The organism is Hymenobacter plasmatis, assembly GCF_020711255.1.
Lineage (GTDB): Bacteria > Bacteroidota > Bacteroidia > Cytophagales > Hymenobacteraceae > Hymenobacter.
This window is the reverse complement of record NZ_JAJFAW010000013.1, coordinates 57,221-75,453: the sequence shown is the minus strand read 5'-3', so window position 1 is coordinate 75,453 and position 18,233 is coordinate 57,221. Positions and strand designations below refer to the sequence as shown.

13 protein-coding genes are annotated in these 18,233 nt (G+C 62.6%); 3 read left to right on the top strand and 10 right to left on the bottom strand.

Annotation, left to right across the window (positions count from 1 at the left end):
- Window positions 1-13: 13 nt before the first annotated feature.
- Window positions 14-1,387, bottom strand: a complete 1,374-nt coding sequence (locus tag LJ738_RS11185; RefSeq protein WP_227786405.1) for a carbohydrate porin — start codon at window positions 1,385-1,387, stop codon at window positions 14-16.
- Window positions 1,388-1,595: 208 nt separating this feature from the next.
- Between LJ738_RS11185 and LJ738_RS11180 the strand changes: the two genes are divergently transcribed.
- The 3 genes from LJ738_RS11180 to LJ738_RS11170 all read left to right on the top strand — a co-directional run bounded on the left by LJ738_RS11180 (window position 1,596) and on the right by LJ738_RS11170 (window position 4,909).
- Entirely contained in the window at window positions 1,596-2,378 is a 783-nt protein-coding gene (locus LJ738_RS11180) for an alpha/beta fold hydrolase (RefSeq protein ID WP_227786404.1), read from the top strand.
- A gap of 249 nt (window positions 2,379-2,627) precedes the next feature.
- Window positions 2,628-3,992 (top strand): RCC1 domain-containing protein, encoded by a 1,365-nt coding sequence (locus tag LJ738_RS11175; RefSeq protein WP_227786403.1) that lies wholly within the window; start codon window positions 2,628-2,630, stop codon window positions 3,990-3,992.
- A gap of 206 nt (window positions 3,993-4,198) precedes the next feature.
- On the top strand, window positions 4,199-4,909 hold the full coding sequence (locus LJ738_RS11170; RefSeq protein ID WP_227786402.1) for an SAM-dependent methyltransferase: 711 nt from the start codon (window positions 4,199-4,201) through the stop codon (window positions 4,907-4,909).
- Between the two features lie 204 nt (window positions 4,910-5,113).
- Here LJ738_RS11170 and LJ738_RS11165 read toward each other — a convergent pair whose 3' ends face one another.
- From LJ738_RS11165 to feoB, 9 genes are all read right to left on the bottom strand, one after another.
- The gene (locus LJ738_RS11165; protein ID WP_227786401.1) at window positions 5,114-6,448 is read right to left on the bottom strand and encodes an ammonium transporter; all 1,335 of its coding nucleotides are present in this window, start codon (window positions 6,446-6,448) and stop codon (window positions 5,114-5,116) included.
- 148 nt (window positions 6,449-6,596) lie between these two features.
- On the bottom strand, window positions 6,597-7,904 hold the full coding sequence (locus LJ738_RS11160; RefSeq protein WP_227786400.1) for a sensor histidine kinase: 1,308 nt from the start codon (window positions 7,902-7,904) through the stop codon (window positions 6,597-6,599).
- 223 nt (window positions 7,905-8,127) lie between these two features.
- Entirely contained in the window at window positions 8,128-9,528 is a 1,401-nt protein-coding gene (locus tag LJ738_RS11155) for a sigma-54-dependent transcriptional regulator (RefSeq protein WP_227786399.1), read from the bottom strand.
- 99 nt (window positions 9,529-9,627) lie between these two features.
- Window positions 9,628-10,827 carry an ABC transporter permease gene (locus LJ738_RS11150; RefSeq protein ID WP_227786398.1) on the bottom strand — a complete coding sequence of 400 codons (1,200 nt, stop codon included), beginning with the start codon at window positions 10,825-10,827 and terminating at the stop codon, window positions 9,628-9,630.
- A 54-nt stretch (window positions 10,828-10,881) separates the two neighbouring features.
- Entirely contained in the window at window positions 10,882-12,141 is a 1,260-nt protein-coding gene (locus LJ738_RS11145) for an ABC transporter permease (protein ID WP_227786397.1), read from the bottom strand.
- Window positions 12,142-12,180: 39 nt separating this feature from the next.
- Complete coding sequence (locus tag LJ738_RS11140; protein WP_227786453.1) at window positions 12,181-12,849, bottom strand: ABC transporter ATP-binding protein; 669 nt, start codon at window positions 12,847-12,849, stop codon at window positions 12,181-12,183.
- Between the two features lie 122 nt (window positions 12,850-12,971).
- On the bottom strand, window positions 12,972-14,429 hold the full coding sequence (locus LJ738_RS11135) for a TolC family protein (RefSeq protein WP_227786396.1): 1,458 nt from the start codon (window positions 14,427-14,429) through the stop codon (window positions 12,972-12,974).
- 12 nt (window positions 14,430-14,441) lie between these two features.
- On the bottom strand, window positions 14,442-15,689 hold the full coding sequence (locus tag LJ738_RS11130) for an efflux RND transporter periplasmic adaptor subunit (RefSeq protein ID WP_227786395.1): 1,248 nt from the start codon (window positions 15,687-15,689) through the stop codon (window positions 14,442-14,444).
- A 372-nt stretch (window positions 15,690-16,061) separates the two neighbouring features.
- Entirely contained in the window at window positions 16,062-18,230 is a 2,169-nt protein-coding gene (gene feoB, locus LJ738_RS11125) for a ferrous iron transport protein B (RefSeq protein ID WP_227786394.1), read from the bottom strand.
- Window positions 18,231-18,233 lie beyond the last annotated feature (3 nt).

Below are 18,233 nucleotides of genomic sequence, written 5' to 3'. Positions count from 1 at the left end.
GCAGGCGTTTCCGCTAGAACTCCACGTGAAGGCGCAGCGCCACCACATGCACCGGGCCGCCGCGGTCGCGGTTGTAGGCGGGGTTCATCACAAATTGATAATCAGGGCTGATGGCCGCATGGTAGCGGGGCAGGCTGATGCTGTAATACACCTCGCCGATTCTTTCCAGCCCGTAGCGCAGCGCGCCGTCGCCCACGATAAAGCCATATCCCCCGGCCGCCAGGTAAGCACGGTGCTCCGGGCTGATGCCGTTCACGACCACGGCCGCGCCGAGGCGGTCGTCGGGGCGCTGCCAGCGGGCGCCGGTGCTCACCACCCCCAGGCTGGCGCTCCGGTCAATTTCGGTGAAGGCCCAGGTTTCGTTTTTGCCGTCGTTATAGCTGATGCGGGCGAAGAGGCCCACATTTTGCGTCAGCTCCTGCTCCGCATTCAGGCCAAAGCCCACTTTGGTGTGGCCGCTCTGGCGCACGGCCACCACATCGGGCTGCGTGCCGGTGGCTTGAGCTAATGCAATGGCACTGCGGTAGGTAGCCATGGCCGCTACGTTGCGGAACCCCAGTACCCGCACTGTGCCCTGGCGGCCGCCGAGGCGGTAGCCTTTGGTGAGTTCGAGGGTTTCGGCGTGGGCCGTGCCGTAGTGGAAGTCCAGCACCGGGCCGTTGGCCAGCGTGGGCATGAGCGTGGAAGCGAAACGCAAGGCCAGGCCGGGCGTCACGTACTCCAGCACGCCGCCTACGGTGTAGCCGCGGGTATTGGCGGCGTAGTCCCAGCCGCCGGCACTCATCAGGCTCCAGTTCAGGAACTGGGTGCGCGGGTCGTGCGAGTAGCTGTTTTGGTCGAAGAAATCGGCGGTGCTGAACTTGCCCAGGTTGATGGCGAAGTAGCGCTCTGGGCGTAGGCCGGCCAGCTGGTTTAGGTCGTCCTCATCTGTTGCCGTGCCGGTGCCCAGGGCGAAAACCTGCCGCAGGTACAGGCGCGCCAAATACAGACTGGGCGAGGGGTCGCCGATGCGGAAGGTTTCGCCATTGGTGAAGCCCGCAATGCCCCGCGCGCCGCTCAGGCCGCTGCCGCCGGCTACTTCGGGGTTGAAGTAGATAGCTGCGCCCTTCCACAGTCGCCGGCCGATAAACAGCGTGGATGTAAACGAGAGCTTCGCGGATTCGCGGTTTGCCAGGCTGTAGTCGCCGGCATAGGGCGTGCTTAGGTCGTTGTGCCACTGGTCGATGAGGGTCTGCTGGAAATGCAGGCTCCAGTCGCGCGGCTGGCCCGCGGTGTCGTTGGGCTGGTGCGCAGGCTCTTGCGCCGCGGCGGCATTGGGCGGCGTAACGGGGGGCGTGGTGCCCGGCGGCGTAACCTGCGCATTGGCACGGCCAACCAACAGCAGCATAGCGCCCAGCAGGAATGAGGAGAGTTTCAGAATCAGAAGAACTAAGAAGGGAAAAGCGAATCAATTTGACTCAAAAATCGGAGGCCGTGGGTGTGGAGCAGGTGAAGCTGAGTTAAAACCCACTACTTTATTTATCGTCCCCCTATGCTTGAGCTAAAGCGCAGCGGCCCACCCGGCCGGACCAGAGATGCTGCGCTATTTTTGCCCCATGCCTTTGCTTCACTACCTCGACCAAGGCCAGGGCCGGCCCCTGGTTATTCTCCACGGCCTCTTCGGAACCCTCGACAACTGGCAAACCCTGGCCCGGCGCTGGGCCACCGAAGCGGGGCTACGTGTGGTGAGCGTGGATTTGCGCAACCACGGACGCTCTTTCCAAAGCCCCGAGCACAGCTACGCCCTCATGGCGCAGGATGTGCTGGCGCTGTTCGACCACCTGCATCTGGGGCCCGACTCCACGCTCATGGGACATAGCATGGGTGGCAAAGTGGCCATGCGCCTGGCCCTGGACCACCCCGAGCGCCTGGCCCGCCTTATCGTGCTCGACATTGCCCCGCGTTTCTCCGACATGGCGCACCAAACCGACATCCTCGCCGGCCTGCACGCCGTGGACCTCGCCCACCTCGGCAGCCGCCAGGAGGCCGATGCGGCCATGGCCCAGCATATTCCGCAAGTGGGCGTCCGCCAGTTTCTGCTTAAAAACCTGTACCGCCGCGAAGACAATTCCTTTGCCTGGCGCATCAATCTGAAGACGCTCGCCGCCTCAATGGCTGCTGTGGGGGAAGAAACGTCCGCTACGCAGCCATTTCTGAAACCCGCGCTGTTTGTGCGGGGCGGCAAGTCGAACTATATCACTGCCGAAGACAAGCTCTACGGCATACCAGCGCTGTTTCCCAACTCGCAGGTTGAAACCGTTGTAGATGCCGGCCACTGGCTGCATGCCGAGAAGCCCGAAGAAGCGTTTCAACTGGTGAAGGCATTTGTGCAGCAGTAGACCGTTCTGCTTAATGGTTGCCTCTTGAATGGGGCAGGTTTTCACCCCCTCAATTTTAGCTCAAGCGTTACGCCAATAGCGGCTCCGACAGCTTCGGAGCTGCTATTTTTTTATGCCCAAGACGCAGCGAAAACGCAGTTTTATTAAATTTTTTCATCCCTTCAGACAACGGTAGTTTATCCCGAGCATCTATAGGATTGTCTGACCTAGGAGACGAAAAACTTTCTCACTTCTTTTCTGCAAACCGTCATGCTACTTAAATCAATCCCCTTGTGGGGCGGGCTGTGCCTGCTCTTCAATGCCGGTACAGCCATCGCTCAGACGCCTGCTAACACCTTCGCCGCCAGCACTAACCATTCCGCCATCATCCGCCCCGACGGTAGCCTCTGGACCAGCGGCATCAACCTGGAAGGACAGCTCGGCAACGGCACCACTACCTGCAGCACTACCCCCGTGCGCGTGAAGACCGAAGACCCGAACACGCACTGGGCGCAGGTAGCTGCCGGCACCTCCCATACCCTGGCCCTGACCACCGACGGCCGCCTATACACCTGGGGCGGCAACAGCAAAGGCCAACTGGGCGACGGCACCACCAAGCAGCACCTGACCCCGGTGGCGGTGAAGCTCCCCGAGGAGGCAGCCCACGCCACCTGGAAGCAGGTGGCCGCGGGCACCTCGCATTCGCTGGCCCTCACCACCGACGGCCACCTCTATGCCTGGGGCAATAACACCAACGGCCAGCTCGGGCAAGGCACGAGCCTCGACTACGCTCACCCCGTGGAAGTGCCCCTGCCCGAGAGTGCCCGCAACACCACCTGGGCGCAGGTAGCCGCGGGCAACGACCACACCCTAGCTCTCACAGCCGATGGGCGCTTATTTGCGTGGGGCAACAACCAGTTTGGCCAGTTGGGCGACGGCTCCTACGCCACCTCGCGCGAGCCCGAAGCCGTAGGGCAAACCCAGAAACTGGCGGCGCTGCGCTGGGCCAACGTGGCCGCCGGCCGCTTTCACACCCTCGCCGTGACGAGAGATGGCAAGCTCTATAGCTGGGGCTCCAACCGATTTGGCCAGTTGGGAGAGGAAGACGATACCCGACGCAACTTGCCCACGCTCATGCTAATGCCCGGCAGCTTAGCCAACGCCGTGTGGACGCAAGTGGCCGCTGGCGATGCCCACTCCCTGGCCCTGAGCGCCGACGGCCGCCTGGTAGCCTGGGGCAACAACTGCGCCGGCCAATTGGGCGATGGCACCACCGTTCGGCAGTTGCAGCCGGTAGTGGTTACCCTGCCCGAGAACGCCTCAGCGGCAGTTGCCTGGACTCGGATAGCCAGCGGAGGCTTTCACAACCTGGCCTACACCGCCGATGGCCAGCTCTACGCCTGGGGCGCCAACCGCTTTGGCCAGCTGGGCGATGGCACGGCGCTCGACCACAACCAGCCCATGAGCCAGGAGTCCGTCTTCACGAAACAATCCAGCCCAAGCTCCTCCGGCTCTGGGGGCGACCTGAGCTCATTGGATGGTGTAGAGGCTTGGGGATTGAACGACACCCGGTTGCTTAAGGAAATGCCCAAAGCGCCGAGCTTCATGATGATTCTGCAGCAAGCCCGGCCCTAAGGCCACATTGTGCTCAACTCAACTGATTTATCTACATAGAATAGAAGTGGTTCAAGGCCACGCTGGAAAGCGGTTAATTTCTTAACGGACCGTCCAGTTGGTACAGGGCGGCCCGTTACGTTATTCGCGTTGGCTGGCGTCGGAGAGGGAGTGCGCAGGAATGGCAACCGGCCGCGCCGTTCCTTTGCGTCTTCTTCCCCGCGCCGATGCCCGCTACGCTATACCTCCTCCCCACCCCCCTGGCCGAAGACACGGCCCCGCAAGTGCTGCCGCCGCAGGTGGTGGCCGCCGCGGCGGCCCTCCCCTATTTCCTGGTAGAGAATGCCCGCACGGCCCGCCGCTTCGTGAAGAGCGTGGCCCCGGCCCGCGTAATCGAAGACATCCGTTTCACAGTCATCGACAAAGACAGCACCGATGCCGAGGTGCGCGCCGCCCTGGCGCCCCTGCTGAAAGAAGGCATTGACGGGGGAATTTTGAGCGAGGCCGGCTGCCCGGGCATCGCCGACCCCGGCGCGGCTTTGGTGCGCGAGGCCCACCGGCTGGGCATAAAAGTGGTGCCGCTGGTGGGGCCGTCGTCCCTGCTGCTGGCCCTGATGGCCTCGGGCCTGAACGGGCAGCAGTTTGCCTTTCACGGCTACCTGCCTATTGAGAAAGCACCCCGCGTGGCAGCCATTAAAACGCTGGAGCGCGAGGCCCAGCAGCGGCAGCAGGCGCAGCTCTTTATTGAAACGCCTTACCGCAACGGGGCTCTGTTCAGCGACTTGTTGGCCCACTTGCAGCCCGGCACCCGCCTGTGCGTAGCCGCCGACGTAACGGGCGCCGGAGAGTTTATCAAGACCCTGCTGGTATCGGACTGGCGCCGCCTGCCGGCCCCGGAGCTGCACAAGATTCCCACGGTTTTTATAATAGGTACTTAACGCTTTGCCTTAGGCGCGCTGAGTAACAAGACCGTCATGCCGAGCGCAGCGAAGCCTCTCTACCACACCATTTGTCATGCTGACGAAGGAAGCACCTTATCAGGTTAGCGCGAGTCGTTGAACCGTGAGAAGATGCTTCGCTGCGCTCTGCATGACAAGCGAAGCGAAGCATCACTACCGGTATAACAGCTTCAGCCCAATGGCTTAGCTGGCCATGGCCATTACCGGCTCGCTGAAAACTGTTTCGCCGTGCTGGCTCACATCGAGGCCATCGGCTTCGTGGCGGGCATTCACCCGAATTGGAATCAGCAGATTGGTGAGCTTGTAGAGCAGGAACGAGCCGCCGAAAGTGAAGGCAGAGATGAAAATCAAGGCGCCAATATGATGCAGGAGCAGCGTGGTTGGGCCGGTAATCAGGCCGCCTTCCTTGGCGAAAACGGCCGTCATTATCATGCCCACGATGCCGCCGACGCCATGGCAGGGAAATACGTCGAGGGTATCGTCGAGGGTGGTGCGGTTTTTCATGTGCACAGCCCAGGCGCTGATAGCCGCGGCGCTCGCGCCGATGAACAGCGCTGGGCCGTAGCTCACGTAGCCCGCCGCGGGAGTGATGGCCACCAGGCCCACCACCGCACCAATGGCCGCACCAGCCGCCGAGGGGCGCTGCCCCCGCACGGCCTCAATCAGCATCCAGGTCAGCATGGCCGCCGCCGAGGCCAGGTGCGTGGTAAAGAAGGCCTGCACTGCTACCGTATTGGCGGCCAGTGCCGAACCGGCATTAAAACCAAACCAGCCAAACCACAGTAGGCCCGTACCCAGCAGGATAAAGGGAATGTTGACCGGCACGTGCTGATGGCCGGCCTTGTGCGTCTCGCGCCGGCCCAGGGCCAGAGCGCCGGCCAGGGCCGCGAAGCCCGCCGAAATGTGCACTACCGTGCCGCCCGCGAAGTCCAGCACGCCCCACTTAAACAGGAAGCCATCGGGGTGCCAGGTCCAGTGGGCCAGTGGGCAGTAGATGAGCAGGCTGAACAAGCACATAAACAGCAGGTAGCCCCAAAAACGAATCCGCTCGGCAAAAGCGCCGCTGATAAGCGCCGGCGTGATGATGGCAAACTTGAGCTGAAAAGCCGCATAAAGCACCAGCGGCAGGTTGGGCGCCAGGCGCGGGTGCGGAGCCGTGCCCACGTGGTTAAAGAGCAGAAACGTCATCGGGTTGCCGATAACGCCGCCGATGCTGTCGCCAAACGCCAGCGAAAAGCCCACCACGTACCACAGCACCGATATGACTCCCAGCGCAATAAAGCTTTGGAACATGGTGGAGATGACACTGCGCTTGCTCACCATGCCACCGTAGAAGAACGCCAGGCCCGGCACCATAAACAACACCAGGCCCGAGGCTGTGAGCATCCACGCCAGGTCGGCGGCTACAAACACATTGGGTTTAGCATCCGGGTGGTCCTGGGGAAGCAAAGCGGCCACCAGGGCAAGCGTAAGGAGCAGGCCCAAGCAGGCCGAGGCCAAGTATTGTTTACGGGTCATAGCAGGTGTAATTTTATAGGTCATCCAGACCCTAAATTACACACTTTTATTTCTTACCCTATCGCTTTGCAAGCCATCATCGAAAATTATCCCTATTATCGAGCAACTACACCTTCATTTAGAAAGCCAATATCAACAAAATCGAATTTTACGCTTGAAGCAGATTGATACGGAACGCGGTGCGTCCTTCGGCCTCGGTTTGCAGCTGAAACGTGAAGCCGTGAGCTAGCAGGATGTCGCGTATCAGCGTCAGTCCAATTCCCTGGCCATCGCGCTTAGTGCTGAAGAAGGGAGTAAACAGGCGCTGGCTTACTTCGGGGGTTAGCGGGGGGCCGTCGTTCTCGATGACCACCGTGGGCGGCTGCGCGGTGGTGCGCACCCAGATGTTGCCGTCACGCCCGATGGCTTCGAGGGCGTTTTTGGCAATGTTGAGCAGAGCCTGCTCCATTTGCTGGGCGTCGAGGCTCAGGAACAGCGGAGCGGTGGGGAATTCCATGTGCCACTTGATGTGGCGCTCCTCGCTCTGGGGCTGCAGCAGCCGGCAGATGCTGCGCAGCAGCGCGTGCAGGTCGGTGGGCTGGGGCGTGGGCGGCGGCAGCCGGACGAGGCGGGCGAAGTTGGCGATGAAGTTGGCTAGCTGGGTGTTGCGGGCAATGCTGACGTCAAGGGCCTGGGTATAGTCGGGCCGGTCGTCGGGGCTGAGCTGGGGCGCGTAGTGGTAGAAGCTGTGCAGAATGGAGTTGATGGCGCCGATGGAATTGTTTATTTCGTGCGACATCATTCGAATCAGCTTACCATAGGCTTGCTTTTCCTGCTGAATGAGCTCCTGGGTCAGCTCCTCCAGCACAATAAAGCGGCGCGTGAAGCCCCGGTCCAGAAAGTGGGCCGCGTGGGCCCGGTAGGTTTGCAGGCCCGACAAGCGCAAAGATTGCGGCTGGTTTTCGGCAAGCGCCGCCAGGGCTGTGCCCCAGGGCCCGGGCAAATCGGCCGGTAGCTGGCCGTGCAGCGCGGCCGCCGATTGGCCCAGGAACCGTTCGGCCGCTGCATTCACTTCCTCGATGCGGCCGTCGAAATCCAGGAGCAGAATGCCGGCCGGTGAGGCCTGGATGAGGCGTTCGAGCAGGAAGCTTTTTTCGTGCTGGCTCACCCGCTCGTGCCGGAGCGCGTCAATCATCTGGTTGTAGACGTTGATGAGCTGGTCCATCTCCTGCTGGCCCACCGGCACAAACTTCATCGAGAAGTCCTTGGCCTGAATGGCTGTGGTGCCCGCCGCAATCAGCTGGAACGGCCGCACAAAACCCTGGTACAGCTGCACAGTCAGGTAGATGCTCACCAGCAGCAGCGCCTCAGAGGCTAGAAACAGCACCGGGTTGGTGGTGCGCAGCTGCGCCGCCAGCGCAATAAGTACTGCGTGGATAATGACGACGAACAGAAGGAATTTGGTGCGGAGCGTCATGGATAAGTAAATGCGCTTTGCTGGATAACCGGTCATGCAGAGCGCAGCGAAGCATCTTTACTGCTTCGTTGTATCGGCTGTCATGCTGAGCTTGCGAAGCATCTTATCAGGTTAGAACGAATCGTTGAGGCGTGATAAGATGCTTCCTTCGTCAGCATGACAAACGACGCGGGGGAGCTACTACGCGCTGTCTGACAGACGATTTACTATTGAAAAACAGGCTCTACTCCACTGTATCATAAGGAATGGCGTGCTTCTCGAGCCTTCTATATAGCGCCCCGCGGCTCAAGCCCAAGGCCTTCGCTACGCGGCTGATATTACCCTCGTAGTGCGTGAGTGCCTGCCGAATCATCTGGGCTTCCAGCTCGTCGAGCGTCATGGTGCCGGGGGTGGGCAGCTCGCCGGCGGCGGGGGGCCGCACAGGGAGGCGCTGGGCATTGGCCTGGAAGTCTTCGGGGCCCAGCTCGTCTTTGCCGCTCACGAGCACGGCACGCTCCACCAGGTTCTTGAGCTCGCGGATGTTGCCGGGCAGGGGTTGCTCGCGCAGCCAGTGCAGGGCGCGGGCGCCCACCTTGAGCGCGGGCCGGTGGTAGGTGGCGCGCAACTGGTCGACGAAGTGCTGGGTGAGCAGGGGAATGTCCTGGGCGCGCTCGCGCAGGGCGGGCAGGCGCACGGTAATCAGGTTGATGCGATAGAATAAGTCTTCGCGGAAGCGGCCCTGCTGCACCATCTCGGCCAGGTTGCGGTTGGTGGCGGCGATGACGCGGATGTCGAGGCGGCGGGGCTTGCTGTCGCCGAGCACTTCGTAGGTGCGGTCTTGCAGCACGCGCAGCAGCTTCACCTGGCTGGCCATTTCCAGTTCCCCGATTTCGTCGAGGAAAATGGTGCCGCCGTTGGCCATCTCGAAACGGCCCAGGCGGTCGGCTTTGGCGTCGGTGAAGGCGCCGCGGCGGTGGCCGAACATCTCGCTTTCAAACAACGAGGCCGAAATACCGCCCAGGTTCACTTTTACGAAGGGACCGCTGCGCCGCTCGCTATTGCGGTGAATGGCCTCGGCAATCAGCTCTTTGCCGGTGCCGCTTTCGCCTTCGATGAGCACCGAGGCATCGGTAGCCGCCACCTGGCCTACTTGGCGCAGCACGTGGAGCAGTTGCGCATCCTGCCCGATGATGTCGCCGAAGCGGTACTGCTTGTCGAGCAGGCGGCGGTTGGCGGCGGGTGCGTCGGCCTCGGTGGCGGCGTGGTCGCCCTGGTTTTCGTGCAGACGCAGCACCGTGCGGATGGTTTGCAGCAGGGCGTCGTTGTGCCAGGGCTTGGTCACGAACTCGGCCGCGCCGGCCTTCATGCCCGCCACGGCCAGGCCGATGGAGCCCCAACCCGTGATGAGGATAACCGGCACTTGCGGGGCAATGCGCTTCACCTGGGCCAGCAGTTCGAGGCCGTCGTGGCCGCTGGTGTCGAGCGAGAAATTCATGTCCATCAGCACCAGGCGGGGAGGCGTTTCGCGCACCACGCGCAGGGCTTCTTCGGGCGTTGCTACCGCCTCGGCCGCGTAGCCGCCTTGCTTCAGCAGGAGCTTCAGCGAGGTGCGGATAGCGAGGTCATCGTCGACGATGAGAAACATAGCAGTACTATAATATTCGGCGCGAAATTAGAAATTCTCCCGGCACCGCTCGCCGCTGAGCGGTGCCGGAAAGTTGAGCTGAATCAGCCCAACCATACCTTATTCCTCCCGCAGCGCGGCCGCCGGCTGAATGCCCGCCGCCAGCCGAGCCGGCTGCCAGGCACACACGGCCGCCAGAAAGAAAATCAGCCCCGTAGCCACCAGCATGGCCATAAGATACACCTGCGGCTCCACATCGAAAGCGCCCAGCAGCGGAAATTGAGCTGCCAGCAGCACCCCAATCAGCACGCCCAACGTGGTCAGGACCAGCATTTCGCCCAGGAATTGCCGGCTGATGGCTGGGCCCGTGGCGCCCATGGCCCGGCGCAGCCCAATTTCGGCCCGCCGCTGGCTGATGTTGTACCACAGCATGCCGAACAGGCCCAAGGCCACGTTCACAATCAGGAAGGTGCTGATGATGGCCAGGCCGGCCAGCGGGGCCAGCGTCACACGCAGCTTGTCGAGGCGGTCGGCTTCGAGGGTGCGCACCTGCGTGCTCCACTGCCGCGTGACGCCCGCCACGGTGTGCACGATGCGCTGCTGCAGGGCCGCGCCCTGGCCGGGGGCCACGCGCACCAGCACCGATGCGCCCTCCCAGCTGGTGGTGTCGTGGGGCGCAAGCCGCAGCCAAACCGACTTCTCCGGGGCGGTAAAGTCGCCGCCCGTGCGCACGTTGTCCACCACGCCCACTACCTGGTATTCTTCGTGCCGGTCGGTACCAGGGCCATAATTGGGCCGAAACGCCTTGCCCAACGCGGGCTGGCCGGGGCCGAACAGGGCCTCGCGCACTTTTTGGCTGATAACGGCCGGCCGACGCGTGGAGGCATCGTCGCTGGCCCGGAACCAGCGGCCCTCGCGCAAAGTCAGGCCCAGGGTTTGGAGGTAGCGGTCGTCGGCGTCGTAGAAGTCCACCCCTCTCGCCACTTTGCTGCCGTAGCTATAGTCCGTGTTCATGGTAACGAACCGGAACGGGGTATTGGGGCTGCCGAGTGAAATGTCCAGTACGCCGGGCAGGGCCCGCACTGCACGCAGCGCCTCGTCGAGCAGGGGGCGGGGCATCATTTCGCCCTGGCCTGCCGCAATGTTGAGCCGCCACACGTTCTGGTGCTGGAAGCCCGGCGGCATAAAGTAATTCTGGCCGAAGTTGAGCAGCAGCGTGCCCACCCCAAACAGGACAACGAAGGAGAAGAATATCTCGGTCAGCAGCAGCGCGTTCGACTGCTTGCGGTTCCAGATAAGGCGAAAAAGGTGGCGAATCATGGCGGTGGGAGATGAAAGCGTGAAGAGGAAGTAGTTGCGTGGGGCCGGCCGCGCTTACTGCGGGCCGCCGCCGCTGCCGCGCAGGGCATCCACGGGGTTGAGGCGCGACATTTTCCAGGCCGGGTACACGCCGCTCATCAGCCCGAACACCGCGGCCAGGCCCAGCGCCCAGCCGAAAGCCTGCCAGTTGAGCCCAAACTGAGCGTAGGTAAACAGGTGGCTGTCGTTGAGCAAGCGCAGCGCCACGGCCGCCAAGCCCAGGCCCAGCAGGCCGCCCAGCGAAGTCAGCACCAGGTTTTCGACCAGGAACTGCCCCACCAGCATGCTGCCCGAAGCCCCAAAGGCCTTGCGCACCCCAATCTCGCTGGAGCGCTCCAGAATGCGGGTCACGTTCAGGTTCACCAGGTTCAGGGCGGGCAGCAGCATAAACAGCAGCCCCAGCACGGCGCACGCCAGCAGGAAGACGCCCATGCCGTCGCTCTCGTCCGATTGGTGCATCGTCAGCTCCCGGGTAAGGCTGCCCAGGGCAGAGTCGGCGTGCGCAAAAATCTGCTTGATTTCTTTGGGGTTGGGAATTTCTATCCGGCGCACCACTTGCTGAAACTCCTCGCGCACGGCCGGCACCTCGCCCGTAGAGCGGGCCAGGATGATGGGAATAAACTCGCCACCCAGGCGGCTATCCCGGAAGTAAGCGGGGTTGAGGGTGTAGGGCACCCAGATATCGGAGCTGGTGAAGACGCGCACGATGGGCACGTCGGGCACCACGCCCGTGACGCGGTAGCGGTGCGGCCCCACCTCGATGGTGCGCCCGGCCACGCCCTGCGCCGTCCCAAAAAACGCCCGCGCCGTGTGCTCGTTGATGACGCACACCCGGTCGGCATTTTTCACTTCCTGGTCGTTGAAGGGGCGCCCGCCCAGGAAGGCAAAGTCGCTTATTTTCCAGAAGTTGCCGTCGGTGTAGCGCACGTCCAGGGTCAGGCTCTGGTTGTTGGCAAACGACGTGGCGCTCGACGAGATGGACGTGAGGCCTACCAGTTCCGGGGTCTTCAGGGTGCGCACGTAGCGGTCGATGAAGAAGATACTGGCCGGCATGTTCATATTTCCGCCATCGAACATCTGCTGCCGCACGGAGGAAACAAACAGCATGCGGTCGATGCGCGACTGCGGGGCTTCGGCCCCCACCACGTGGTTGACAAAGGCCACCACCACGAGCATAATCATCAGCGTAAAACTGATGCCGAAAAGAGAGATGAAGGTAAAGAACTTGCGCCGCAAGAGCACCTTCCAGGCGATTTTGAGATAGTTGAGCAGCATGGCCGTGTGAGTTAAGAGTGGGAGGTTTTTTGGCGGGCGTTAGCCCACCTGGCTGCCGTCGAAAAACCGGATAACCCGCTCGGTCTTCATCGCCTGGCGCTCGTCGTGGGTCACCATCACGATGGTCACGCCCTCGCGCTCGTTCAGGCCCAGCAGCAAGTCCATGATTTCCTCGCCCATCACCGAGTCCAGGTTGCCGGTGGGTTCGTCGGCCAGGATAATTTCGGGGTTGCCGGCCAGGGCCCGAGCTATGGCCACGCGCTGGCGCTGCCCTCCCGAGAGCTGGCTGGGGAAGTGCGTGGTGCGGGCGCTCAGCCCAACTTTATCCAGGGCCGCGAGGGCGCGCTGGCGGCGCTCCTTGCCGCTCAGGCCCGGGCGGTAAAGGAGGGGCAGCTCCACGTTGTCGAGCACGGCCAGGTCGTTTATCAGGTGGTAGCTCTGGAAGACGAAGCCGATTTTCAGGTTGCGCAATCCGGCCAGTTCCTTGTCGGTATAAGAACGCACGGCGCGGCCGTCAACTTCAATGGTGCCGCTGGTGGGCTCGTCGAGCAAACCCATGAGGCTGAGCAGCGTGGACTTGCCGCAGCCGCTGGGCCCCATCACCGACACAAACTCGCCGCGGTTGATGACCAGGTTCACGCGGTTCAGGGCCACGGTCTCGATGGTGTCGGTCTGGTAAACTTTTTCGACGTCGACCAGCCGCAGCACGGGGGTGGCGTCGGCCGGTGCCGGGCCACTACTGGCGGGCAGCGGGCGGGCATCGGGGGCGGAGGAAGTGAGCAGGTTTGCCATGGGAGTAAAAAAGAGAGGAAGAAAGTTGCAGAAAAAAGTTACTGGTTGGCCACCAGCGGCTGCTGGCGCTCAAAGTCATATAGGGTGAGGGCCCGCAGGCGGTAGTAAGCCACCCAGCCCGCGCGCAGGGCCGCGATGTAGCCGCGCCGGGCGCTGTCCTTGGCCACCGAAGCCAGGGTTAAATCGGTGAGGCTGATGCGGCCCAGCACGTAGGTGGCGCGGGCAATGTCGTAGCGGCGCTGGGCCAGCGAGTCGGCCCGGTCCGCGAGGCGCAGCTGCTCGCCCAGGGTCGGCAGCTGGCCGGCCTGGCTGAGCACGGTTTGCTCGAAGCTGCGCTCCTCCTGGGCCACGTTGTGCTGCACCTGGTCGCGGGCGAGCTCGGCGGTTTTGATGATGGACTTCTGGCGGCCCCAGTCTACCAGCGGCAAGCTGAAGGCCAGGCTCACTCGCTGCTGGTTTTGCAGGTTCTGGTAGGTGTCGACGAGGTTGGTGGCTTGGTTCACGTAGCCCATGTTGGCCAGGAGCGTGGCCTGGAAACCGGTAGTGCCGCGGGCCTGGGCCACGTCGCGCTCGGCCAGCAGCAGCCGGCGGCGGAAGGCCAGCGTGGCGCTGCGGTTTTGGCGGGCCTGCTCCAGGGCACGGGCGGGCAATACGGTCGGCTGGGGCGCCGAGGCGGGCACCACCAGCGCCGGCGCGTCGGCCAGGCCGGTGTAGGCCTGCAAGTCCACGGTAGCGTTCTGGGCGCTGAGCTGGGCCTGGTTCTGGGCCTGGCGGGCGTCGAGCAAATTCAGCTCAAGTTGCAGCAAGTCGCTCTGCGACAGGCGACCCAACTTAAACCGCTCCTGTCCGATGCGCAGCAATTCGGCCGTGGCCTCGGCGTTCTGGCGGGCTACTTCGGCGTTCACCTGCTGCAGCAGCACGTCGAAATACAGCTCCGTGACGCGCTGGGCAATGGTTTCGCGCTCTTCCACGTACTGGCGCTGGCTTTCCTGGTAGCGCAGCGGCTCGATGCGCCGGGCCCAGCGCAGGGCGTTGAACTGCCCCAGCGGCTGGGTGAGGCCCACCATCACGGGCTGGTTGTTGTAGCGCCGCAGCTGGCCATTAAAGTCATCGAATCGCTGCATCACCGAGCCCACAAAAATCTGCCCGCCGGTTAGCCCAATATTCTGGGACATGGTCAAGCTCAGGTCGGAGTTGTTGATGCGCACGGCCCGGAAATCGGTGTTGCCGTCGGGCTGCACCACGGGCGTAATCACGCGGCTGAAATTGGGCAAGGTGCCCTGCAGGCCCAGCTGGGGCCGGTAGTTGGCCTGGTAGACGCGCCAGTTCCAGTAGCTGGTTTCGCGCGTGGTCACGGCCTGCTGCCCCACCGCCGAGTGGTTGAGAGCCTGCGCAATTACCTCATCCAGGGTAAGGCCTGTGGGCTGAACTTGAGCTACGACTGGCCGGCTGAACAGGCCTAGTGCCAGCAGAACGAAAAGGATAGAAGTCTTCATGTTCGGGCCGCCTTAGTCTTTGACAATGAGTTCGGGCGTATCCAGGTGCGCCTTCATGTCGGACACCACGACCTCCTCCCCTGCCCGCAGGCCTCCGGTTATCTGCACGAAGTCGAAGTTGCTGTCGCCAAACTGCACGGTGCGCCGCACGGCCCGGCCGTCCTTTATCACAAACACCGGCTGCTCTTTGCCGCCCTGGTAGTAGGGCCCGTTTTTCAGGCGCAGCACGCCGTGGTGGGCGCGGGTCACCACAAACACATCGGCCCGCAGGTTGGACCGCAGCGCGGGGTGGTGGGGGTTGTCGAGTTGGGCATAAAAGGTGACCACGCCTTTTTCCACGCTGGGGCTGATGGTGGTCACGGTGCCGCGCAAGTCGAGACCGTTGATGCGCACCACCACGGGGTCGCCCTGGTGCAGCGCATCGGCGTAGGTATCTGAAATCGTGGCCCGTACCCGGAAGCTGCTCAGGTCGGCCACGCGGGCTAGTGGGTCGCCGGCCTGCACCGTGGTGCCGATGTTTTCGTTCACCCAGGTGAGCACGCCGGGCTGCTGGCTGCTGATGTTGGCCTGCCGCAGCTTGGTGGCCAGCTCCGAAATGCTGCGCTGCTGCATCGAGACGGTGTAGCCCAATTCGCGCACGTCGGCCGCGTTGGAGCGCTGCTGCGTCTGAATCTGGCGGGCCAGCCGCTGGGCTTCCAGTTGGGCTACCGTCAGGTTGAGCTCGGCCTGGCGCACGTTTTCGGCGGTGCCCCCACCGATTTTCAGGAGTTGCTGCTCGTCGCGCAGGGCCGATTGGAGGCTGCGCACTTTCACGGCCTGCACTTGGGCTTGGGCGCGCAAGTCGTTGAGGCTGCGTTCCAGGGTGAGCTGCAGTTGGGAGTTCTTGTTCTGGTTGCGCAGCTGCTCGTCGCTGAGCTTGGCCAGGGCAGAGTTGGTCAGTTCCTTGTCTAGTTCCAGAATGGCCTCACCGGGCTTCACCCGCGCGCCCACCGCCACCGCCACCCGGCTAATGGTACTTTGAATGGGGCTGGTTATCACCACTTCCCGGCCCGGAATGATGGTGCCCGCCGCTGTGAGCGAAGCTTCCACGTCGCCATTCTCCACTGTGGCCGTCAGGATGTCGGTGCGGCGGATGCTGGGCTTCAGCACGGTGCGGAAGGCCAGCACCGCCACCAGTAGCGCAACTACTACGCCGGCCCCGAACAGCCAGCGGCGGCGCTGTCGTTGGCTTTGAATAGCGGGGGCAATAGCTCTGTCCATTTTCGTGCAGAAATAAGGGAGGTTTCTGCATCTAAGGCCAAGCCGTGTGCCATTTTTACAAATGCCTGATTTTCAGATTTTAACAGCGTTTATAGTCGTTACGCTATTTGAAAAATGTGTCCAATTATGGACACGCCGGCTTTAACCGGACACCCGAACTATTTCAGGCTTTTTGCTCGCTCACGCCGTCTGTCATGCTGAGCGCAGCGAAGCATCTTATCACCGTCGAACGAGTTGCGCTGACCTGAGAAGATGCTTCGCTGCGCTCAGCATGACAGACGATTAAGCTGGTGAGCTCCGCGAGATACGCTGCTTCTCCCCTCGCTGGTTCACTGCACGTTAAAAGACCTCATTCCTTACCGGACACCCGGCTTAGGCCAGCACTTGGTACACTACAAAAGCAGCCACGTAAGCCAGGCTCGTCATGTAGAGCAGTTGAGCCAGGGGCCACTTCCAGCTTTTGGTTTCGCGGTAGGTAACGGCCAGTGTGCTCATGCACTGCATAGCAAACACGTAAAACACCAGCAGCGAAAACGCCCGCGCCGGTGTGAAGAACGGCTGCCCATTAGCATCTTTCTCGGCCTGCAGCTTCTGTTGCAGCGTGCCCATGTCGGCGTCCTGGCCCACGCTGTAGATGGTAGAGATGGTACCCACAAACACTTCCCGCGCGGCGAAGGAAGTGAGCAGTGCAATCCCGATTTTCCAGTCGTAGCCCAAGGGCCGGATGGCCGGCTCCAGCGCCCGCCCAAAGGAACCCGCATACGAATTCTCAAGCCGCGCCGACGCAATCTGGCGGCTCAACTCGGCCTCATTCCAGCCTTGGGTGGCGACTTGCTGGCGCACCTGGGCTTCGGCCGTGGCTTGCTTTTGGCCGGGGCCGTAGCTGGCCAGCACCCACAGCAGCACCGAGATGGCCACAATCACCTTGCCCGCCTGCAGCACAAAGGCCTGCACTTTCTGGTAGATGGTCAGGCCCACGTTCTTCCAGCGCGGCCACTGGTACACCGGAAACTCCATGATGAAGTAGCTCCGCTCCCGGGCCTTGAGTACCTTCTTCAGCACCCAGGCCGAGCCCAGGGCGGAGAACAAGCCCAGCAGGTAGAGGCCCATCAGGGCCACTCCGCGCAGGTTGAATATGCCCCACGCGGCCTGGTCGGGCACTACCAGCGCCACCAGCACCGTGTACACCGGAATGCGCGCCGAGCACGACATGAGCGGCGTCACGAAGATGGTTATCATCCGGTCTTTCCAGCTCTCGATGGTGCGGGCGCCCATGATGGCCGGCACCGCGCAAGCCAGGCCGGAGATGAGCGGCACCACGCTTTTGCCGCTGAGGCCAAAGGGCCGCATCAGCTTGTCCATCAAGAACGTCACGCGGGCCATGTAGCCCGTTTCCTCCAGCACCGCCAGGAAGCCGAACAGCAAGGCAATCTGCGGAATGAATATCAGCACGCCGCCCAGGCCGGCCAGCACACCCTCGGTGAGCAAGCGGATGAGCGGCCCGTGGAAGTTGGCCTGAATGGTGGCACTCAAGGCCGAAATCCCCTGGTCTATCCAGTCCATAGGGTACTGCGCCCAGGCAAAAATTGCTTGAAACAGCGTAAACAGGATGCCCAGAAAAATCAGGTAGCCGCCCACCCGGTGCGTGAGCACCTTGTCGATGCGGTTGCTCACCGGCTCGCGGGTTTCCGTGCGCGTCACCGTCACGGTTTCGAGCAGGATTTCATTGATGCGGGCGTAGCGCGCAATGGTCTCGGCAGCCTGCTGGGCCGTGGCATCGAAGCCGTATTTGTGCGTCAGCTCCTGAATATGAGCCTTATCATCAGCACTCAGGAAGCTGATATGGCGGTACTGCTGGGCGTAGTGCAGCGCCAGGTAGTCGTTGTGCAGGTCGAAGTAGTAGCGGATTTGCCGCACCAGCGGCAGCAGCTTCTCGTCGGGCTCCCAGAAGCGCACGGGAGGCGCGTCCAGGCGCTGGGCCATCACAATTTTGAGGGCGGCCACGCCGATGCCCTTGCGCGCATTCATGGGGATGATGGGCACGCCCAGCTCCCGCTCCAGCGCCGGCAGGTCGATTTTTACGCCGTGGCGCTCGGCCACATCCATCATGTTGAGGGCCAGCACGGCCGGCAGGCCCAAGTCGCCCAGTTGGGTGAACAGCAGCAGGCTACGGCGCAGGTTGTTGGCATCCACGGTCACCACCACAAAGTCGGGGTAGTTGGCGGCGGCCCGGTCATATAGCAGGTCCGTAATTACCTTCTCGTCCAAGCTCTTGGGGTAGAGCGAGTACGTGCCCGGCAAGTCGACGATTTCGGCCCGCTGCAGCGGCGTGAGCTGCGCGAAACCCGACTTGCGGTCCACGGTCACGCCGGGGAAGTTGCCTACCTTTTGATTGAGCCCGGTGAGCTGATTGAATAAGGAAGTCTTGCCGCTGTTGGGGTTGCCAATGAGGGCAATGCGCAGGGGCCGGGCCCCGGCCGCTGGGCCGGTTGGCGCTGCAACGGGCGCTGCCGTTGCCGTATCACTCACTATCGCCGCCATACG